Annotated in this window: 6 protein-coding genes and 1 pseudogene; 3 read left to right on the top strand and 4 right to left on the bottom strand. The window is 62.8% G+C overall.

The features are described from left to right. Positions 1-173, top strand: a pseudogene (locus HX846_RS39410) (LysR family transcriptional regulator); the annotation flags it as partial. Here HX846_RS39410 and HX846_RS02435 read toward each other — a convergent pair. Further along, positions 151-2244 (bottom strand): EAL domain-containing protein, encoded by a 2094-nt coding sequence (locus HX846_RS02435; protein WP_102604784.1) that lies wholly within the window; start codon positions 2242-2244, stop codon positions 151-153. The pseudogene HX846_RS39410 and the gene HX846_RS02435 sit on opposite strands and share 23 nt — an antisense overlap. Before the next feature lie 254 nt (positions 2245-2498). Here HX846_RS02435 and HX846_RS02430 point away from each other — a divergent pair, with 254 nt between their 5' ends. Both HX846_RS02430 and HX846_RS02425 read left to right on the top strand, forming a co-directional pair. Further along, positions 2499-3794 (top strand): serine hydrolase domain-containing protein, encoded by a 1296-nt coding sequence (locus HX846_RS02430; protein WP_372241962.1) that lies wholly within the window; start codon positions 2499-2501, stop codon positions 3792-3794. Between the two features lie 27 nt (positions 3795-3821). Then, entirely contained in the window at positions 3822-4151 is a 330-nt protein-coding gene (locus HX846_RS02425) for a DUF6388 family protein (protein WP_087694170.1), read from the top strand. On the opposite strand, the gene HX846_RS02420 is transcribed toward HX846_RS02425, so the two are convergent. The 3 genes from HX846_RS02420 to HX846_RS02410 all read right to left on the bottom strand — a co-directional run. Continuing rightward, complete coding sequence (locus HX846_RS02420) at positions 4148-5026, bottom strand: serine/threonine-protein kinase (RefSeq protein ID WP_178964915.1); 879 nt, start codon at positions 5024-5026, stop codon at positions 4148-4150. The genes HX846_RS02425 and HX846_RS02420 overlap by 4 nt on opposite strands. Beyond that, complete coding sequence (locus tag HX846_RS02415) at positions 5014-5751, bottom strand: PP2C family serine/threonine-protein phosphatase (protein WP_087694172.1); 738 nt, start codon at positions 5749-5751, stop codon at positions 5014-5016. Before HX846_RS02415 ends, HX846_RS02420 begins: the two co-directional genes overlap by 13 nt. Further along, on the bottom strand, positions 5748-6583 hold an 836-nt coding region (locus HX846_RS02410; RefSeq protein ID WP_306173102.1), incomplete at its 5' end, for a type VI secretion IcmF C-terminal domain-containing protein. The genes HX846_RS02415 and HX846_RS02410, both read right to left, overlap by 4 nt.

Below are 6583 nucleotides of genomic sequence, written 5' to 3'. Positions count from 1 at the left end.
CGGCGCTGGCCCGGCGAGTGGCGCCGGCGGGCGCCGTGGACGTCAGCGAACAGTACGGATTACCGGCATTGCCCGTCAGTGAAATCGTGCTGCATAGCCGAATCAGCGACGGCCGCTCCCGCGAGACATTGCGGGCGTTGAGCGCAACCTTCAGAGGGGTTCTGGAGCGTTAGATTGCATCTGGGTATACCGCCCGCGCACGAACCGCTCCAGTTCATCGCCCGGCAGCGCCTTGCTGAAATACCAGCCCTGGATGATCAGCTCCGAGCCCGACTGCAAAAACGCCAGTTGCTCGGCGGTTTCCACGCCCTCCACCACCACCCCGAGGTTCAACGCCTCACAGAACCGCAGCATCCCGGTCAACACCTGGGCGCCCTTTGGATCATGCTGGGCGACCACGAAACTGCGATCGATCTTGATGAAATCTACGGGGAACTGGTGCAGGTAACTCAGCGCTGAAAATCCGGTGCCGAAGTCGTCGATATACACCTTGGCACCAATCGCCTGGAGCTTCTCGATCATCTGCCGCGTGCCCTGGATATCGCCCACCAGCGCATCCTCAGTGATCTCCACCGAAACCTGCCCGTGGGCCTGGGCCAGTATTTCCACCAGCCGATCACCATACGCCGGGGTAGTCAGCGTGGCGCTGGAGATATTGATCGTCATCGGCAAGGTAAACCCGACCTTCTGCCACTTCTGGTACTGGCGCACAGCCTGGGATGCCACCCACACATCCACGTCGGGCATCAACCTGGCATGGGCCAGCCATTGCAGGAACTCCCAGGGTGAATGCACCGTACCTTCGGCGTCCCGGGCCCGCATCAACGCTTCGCAACCGGTGCATAGCCCGGTCCGGGTGGAAATCTGCGGCTGGAATTCGAGGTAGAACTCGTAGTCGCTGATCTGCTGGATATGACTCAACTCGCTGACCTGTCGCGCCTGGGCCTTGTGGGACGCCATTACCGGGTCCAGCTCCAGCAAGCGGCCTTTTTCTTCCAGGCCGCGAAAGGTCATGTCCAACGACTTCAAATACACCGTGCCGCCCTCCGTGGCCTGGCGGTTGATCGCGCGCACATAGGGCGCATAGATCAGCATGCCAACCCCCAGCAACACCACCTGCAGCAACACTGCCGCGAGATCGCCGTGGGTGCTCAGGTAGGCGTTGAGCAACACCGGCGCAGTAAATGGCACGCTCACCACCGCAGGCGACACCCAGCCAATCTGCACCACCATCAACGCCAGTATCACGTTGAACGCCGGCACCACCAGAAAGGGAATGAACAGCCGCGGGTTAAGAATGATCGGCAAGCCAAACAACAGCACTTCACTGACATTGAACAACGACAACGGCAGGCTCGCCATCGCCACCAGTCGCATGGACCGGCTTTTGGAAAACAGCAGGATCGCCAGCAGCAGGCACAGGGCACCACCCGAACCGCCGATAAACGCGAAACTGCCCAGCAAGCCGCCATTCAGTAGATATTTGACCGGCTCGCCCGCGGCCACCGCCGCATTATTGAGCCCGACCGCCTGGTCCAGCACATCAAAAAACGGCTGCATGGCGTAGACCCCATGGATCCCGAAAAACCACAGCAGCGAATTCATCAGGGTCACAAACAGGCCGCTGCCATAGGGCGTCTCCAATGCATCGAGTACCTGCGGCCCCTGAAGCTGTGCCACCTGCGGAATCTGCAACAGCAACGACAGCACGAGCACCAGCCCGAGCGCCGTGATTGCCCCCGGCACCACCATATTGAGGGTGCCCTTGAGGTTGTGCCCCACCAGGTCTTCGTTGATCAACCGCGTCCAGCGACGCCGATGCAGCCAGGCGATGGCGGGCACATTGATCAGCGGTGAGGCGATGGCGATGAACAACACGAAGGTCGCCGAGGCTCGGGGAAAATCCCGCAGCACAAACGTGGCGATCACTACATGGGCCAGGCACAGGAACGCTACCGGAAGTTGCGGCAGGCGGTGCTGGATCGCGAGCATGTAACCGATGGAGGCTGCCACCAGCAGCGGGATCACCGAGCTGATCTGGTTGTGCAACCCCGCCAGGAAGGCCACCACCTGAGGGTCGAAACCCAGCACTCGGGCGCATTCGGACAGGATCAGGAAACCGGCCGATACCAGCAGGCACGGCAGGATCCACAACAGCCCCTCGCGTATGGCCCGCAACGACTCGGTACTGGCGAGGGCCGCCAGCCGCTGGGTGAAGAAAAGCTTGAACAGCGTTTGCGCCATCACCTGTCCCTCGGTCCCTGATGCCAGGGTCGCAAAATAACACCTGGCTGTCGCCTTATCACGGGGTAACGCTACACGCCCTGACACCGCAAGCGAAAGGCTTTTGCCGCCCCTGGCGCATTTATTCAGAATCACCGCAGGGGCTTGCTGCTTGTCGATTGGCTCGGGTTGGCCCATCCTTTGGCGCACTGGTTGTCGTAAAAAACGACGCACCCCTCGAACGGACTCGACTGATGCTGCGATTCACTCCCCTCATGGCCTGTGCGCTGCTTGGGCTGACCAGCCCGTTGGCCGGCGCCGCCACCCCGACCTTCGCCGATGCCCAGGCCAGCGACCCGGCCAGGCTGCAATGGATGGTCGGCGCACCGCCGCCGGCCGACCGCACCGTACGCTTTGAAGACGGCAGCTATTTCCGCTTCCCGGCGATGCGCTGGAGTGTCGCCAACTTTCGCCAATTGATGCCCACGGTGAACGTCTCCCGCGGGCTCGGCGCACCGCTGGCATTGCCACGCGTACTCGACCCGGCACTCGATGCAATCCCCGTGCAGCCAGTGGGTGCAGCCCAGCCGCTGACCTGGCGCCAGGCCCTGGACGCCACCTACACCGATGGCATCGTGGTGATGCATCGCGGCACGGTGGTTTATGAGCGTTATTTCGGGGTGCTCAAGGAGGATGGGCAACACGCGGCCATGTCGGTCACCAAATCGGTGATCGGTACCCTGGGCGCGATGCTGGTGGCCGATGGCACCCTGGACCCACAGAAAAAGATCGTCGACTATGTGCCCGAACTCGGCCGCTCGGCCTTTGGCAGCGCCACCTTGCGCCAGGTGCTGGACATGACCACCGCCCTGGACTACAGCGAAGACTATGCCGACCCCAACGCCGAAGTCTGGGCCCACGCCCAGGCCGGCAACCCGCTGCCCAAACCCAAGGACTACACCGGGCCGCGCAGCTACTACGAGTTCCTGCAAACGGTTAAGCAGCGTGGCGAACACGGGCGTGCCTTCGGCTACAAGACCGTCAATACCGACGTACTCGGCTGGGTGATTGCCCGCGCGACCGGGCACAATGTCGCGCAACTGCTCAGCGAACGCATCTGGAGTCGGCTTGGCGCCGAACAGGACGCCTACTTCACCGTCGACTCCATCGGCACACCCTTCGCCGGTGGCGGCCTGAACACCGGGCTGCGGGACCTGGCCCGGTTTGCCGAGATGCTGCGCGACGGCGGGCGCTTCAATGGCCAGCAGATCGTGCCCGAAAACGTGGTGACGGATATTCGCCAGGGCGGCGACAAGCAGGCGTTCGCCCAGGGCGGCTACGCTCAATTGAAGGGCTGGAGCTATCGCAACATGTGGTGGGTAACCCACAATCCCGACGGCGCCTTCATGGCCCGCGGGGTGCATGGCCAGAGCATCTACATCGACCCCAAGGCTGAAATGGTGATTGTTCGCTATGCCTCCCACCCGGTGGCCGGCAACGCCGCCAATGATGGGGTGACCTTGCCCGCCTATGCAGCCATGGCGGCTTTTTTAATGTCCAAGCCACACTGACCGTCTCTCTTACCGTGGAGTAAACCTTTGTCCCAACCCGGCGAAAACCACCAGCTAGCCCTGGACCGATTCTTGAGTGAACACCCGGCCCTGGCCGCGGAACTGAATACATTGAACCCCCTGGCGGCCCAGGCCAAAGGGGAAACCATGGAGCAGTACCGCGCCGAGCGCCTGCATGAAGCCTTCGAGGCAGAAGCCGAGCAACAGGGCTTGTTCGCCTGGGAACTGACGCTGAAATTGACGGCGCATTCCCCGGCGGAGTTCGAGGCGCAACGCCTTGAGGTGCACAAGGAGGTGGCGCAAATGGCAGGCCTGAGTTGGTTCGAGTATTGCCAGCTGCACGACTTGCCCGTCTAGAACCAGCGGCCCAGGCCCTTCCTGCGATCAGCGAGCACCGCGCGTAATTCATCAAGGCTAACGGCCCTGCGTTCAGGGTCAGCCGTCAACGCCGTACGCAATACAGGCCAGCAATGACGAGGCAGTTGCCTGGGCCGGGCCGGCCTGTCACTGGCGTGGCGCCGGCCTTGTGCCAATTCGTACAACACACAGGCCACTGCATACAGGTCGGCGCTGGCCGACAGTGCTCCGCCAGCCAGCAACTCCGGCGCGGCGTACGCGGGCGTCCAGGCATTGAAGCGGCTACGACTCAAGCCTGGAGAACCCGCCGGGGCCTGTCCGCAAGCCTCGCCCAGACCGAAATCGAACAAGCGCAAGCCGCCGTCTCCCACCATGACATTGGCGGGTTTCACATCCCCGTGCAGCACACCCTGCTGATGGCTATGGCGCAACGCGTCGAGCAATTGCATGGCGATGCCTTGCAGCGCTTGCCAGGGTAAACCGCCGGGGCACTCCAGCAGCAACCGGTCCAGGGTCATGCCCTGGAGCAGTTCCATGGTAAAGAATGCGATCTGGCCGGGAGCATCCACTTCAAATGAATACACACGCACCACCTGCTCATGCCGCAGGCTGCGGGTCAGGGCAAACTCGTTGTACAGCAACACGTGGGCATCCGCAGATTCGCGAATGGCTTCGCCCAACACCTTGATCGCGACACTGGAACAGGGCTCGCCAAACTGTTCGTGCAGCAGGTCCCGCGCACGATAGACCACGCCCATGCCGCCTGCGCCCAACACGCGCTCGATCAGGTATCGCCCGGCCAGCAACTCGGGGGCTCCGTCGCGCGGTGGGTTTACCGGGGCCTTGGCAAAGGCAAAGTGGGTCAGGTCGCGCATGACTGCACCACCACAGCGGTCAGGTTGTCGCCCGCCGTGCCGCGCAAGACACCTGCAAACAGCTGGTCCAGGACACGTTGCGGATTTCCCTGGCTCAAGGCCTGGCCTAACTCAGAGTGGCTAAGCGCCTGGTACAGGCCGTCGCTGCACAACAGAAACACATCCCCTGCCAAGGTACCGAGTTCCAGGACCTGCGGGCTCAGTGGTGCCCGCGAGCCGATGGCCCGGGTCAAGGCCCGTGCGTCTGGATGGGCCCTGGCCTGTTCCGGGCTCACCTGCTGGTCAATCAATTGCTCACACAGCGAGTGGTCTCGCGACAGCTGGTACAGCGTCTGCCCGCGCCACAGATAGCAACGACTGTCACCGGCCCAGACACACGCAGCGCGATCGCCCTGAAGCAACAACGCCACGACCGTGCTTCCCATGATGGCCTCGGCGCCATGGGAGGCCAGCGTCAATTCATCGCCCAGCCGCCGGTTGAGCCATTGCAGGCAACGACGGGTCGCCTCGACGCGTTCATCCAGGCTGCCCTGGCCGGGCAATGACGCCAGGCCATCGACCACCAGCTGGCTGGCGATATCCCCCGCCTGATGCCCGCCCATCCCGTCCGCGACGGCCCAGCAGCCCGTCCCGGGGCAATCGAGAAAGGCATCCTCGTTGCGTAAACGGACCTTTCCACGGTCTGTGCGACCGGCGCTGTGCCAGCGGTCGCGAGGTTGGCTCACAACTGCTCCGGCAGGCGAAAAGTTCGCCACTGCGCCATCTGAAATGGATTGGGGGTGCGTCGGCTGGTCAGCAGGTAGTTGGCGCGCAAGCCTGCCAGGTCAGCCTTGAGGATCAGCTCATCCTGCCCGCTGGAGGGTTCGCTCTGCATCAAGTCGAACAAGCGAAACAGGGACCAGGCCCCGGTATTTTTTTCGAGCCCCAGCGCCCGCTCGCTGCCACGCTCCAGTACCAGGCTGCTGCGACCATTCTCAGCCTCGGCTGGCCATTGCATCGCCATGGGGACAATCGGCCCGTGCCGGTACTCCATCTGCTGGCCACCCAAACGCAAGACCGCGCGACTCACCGACGGGTCCAGGCTATAGGGTGCGAGCGTGAAACGAACCTGCAAGTCCCCCGGCTCATCCGCAAAAAAACCGCGCCTGATCACCTGCACCTTCGCCTGCTGGTCGAGCAACGCCCGAGACATCGGCAGGCTGCGCCCATCCAGGCTACGCAGCCTGTAGCGCCCGGAATCACCGCTGACAAAAGGCTTCAGATAGCTGTCAAAGAATCGCGCCATGATCCCCTCAGGCTTGAAAAACTCCTGGAAGTCGTTGAGGGAAACGTCGCTGCTGGCGTGGGCATTGAACGGGAAACGCAGCTTGATCGCCCTGCTGTAGAAACCATATACCTCGCTCTGATAACGCTGGTTCACATGCCGATAAGCCTGGTCGAGCAGGCGGCGCCAATGCTCGTCGGCCAGGCTTTCGAACCAGCCCGCCAGCGGCAGCGGCAAACGCGCGGCCACGTTGCGCAGGTTACTCAGCGCATCCTGTTGCCCCTGGATCCGCC

Origin of the sequence: Pseudomonas sp. K5002, assembly GCF_013386655.1 — a bacterium.
In the GTDB taxonomy this organism is placed as follows: Bacteria; Pseudomonadota; Gammaproteobacteria; order Pseudomonadales; family Pseudomonadaceae; genus Aquipseudomonas.
The sequence above is the reverse complement of the archived record's forward strand: the minus strand, read 5'-3'. Positions and strand labels throughout refer to the sequence as shown.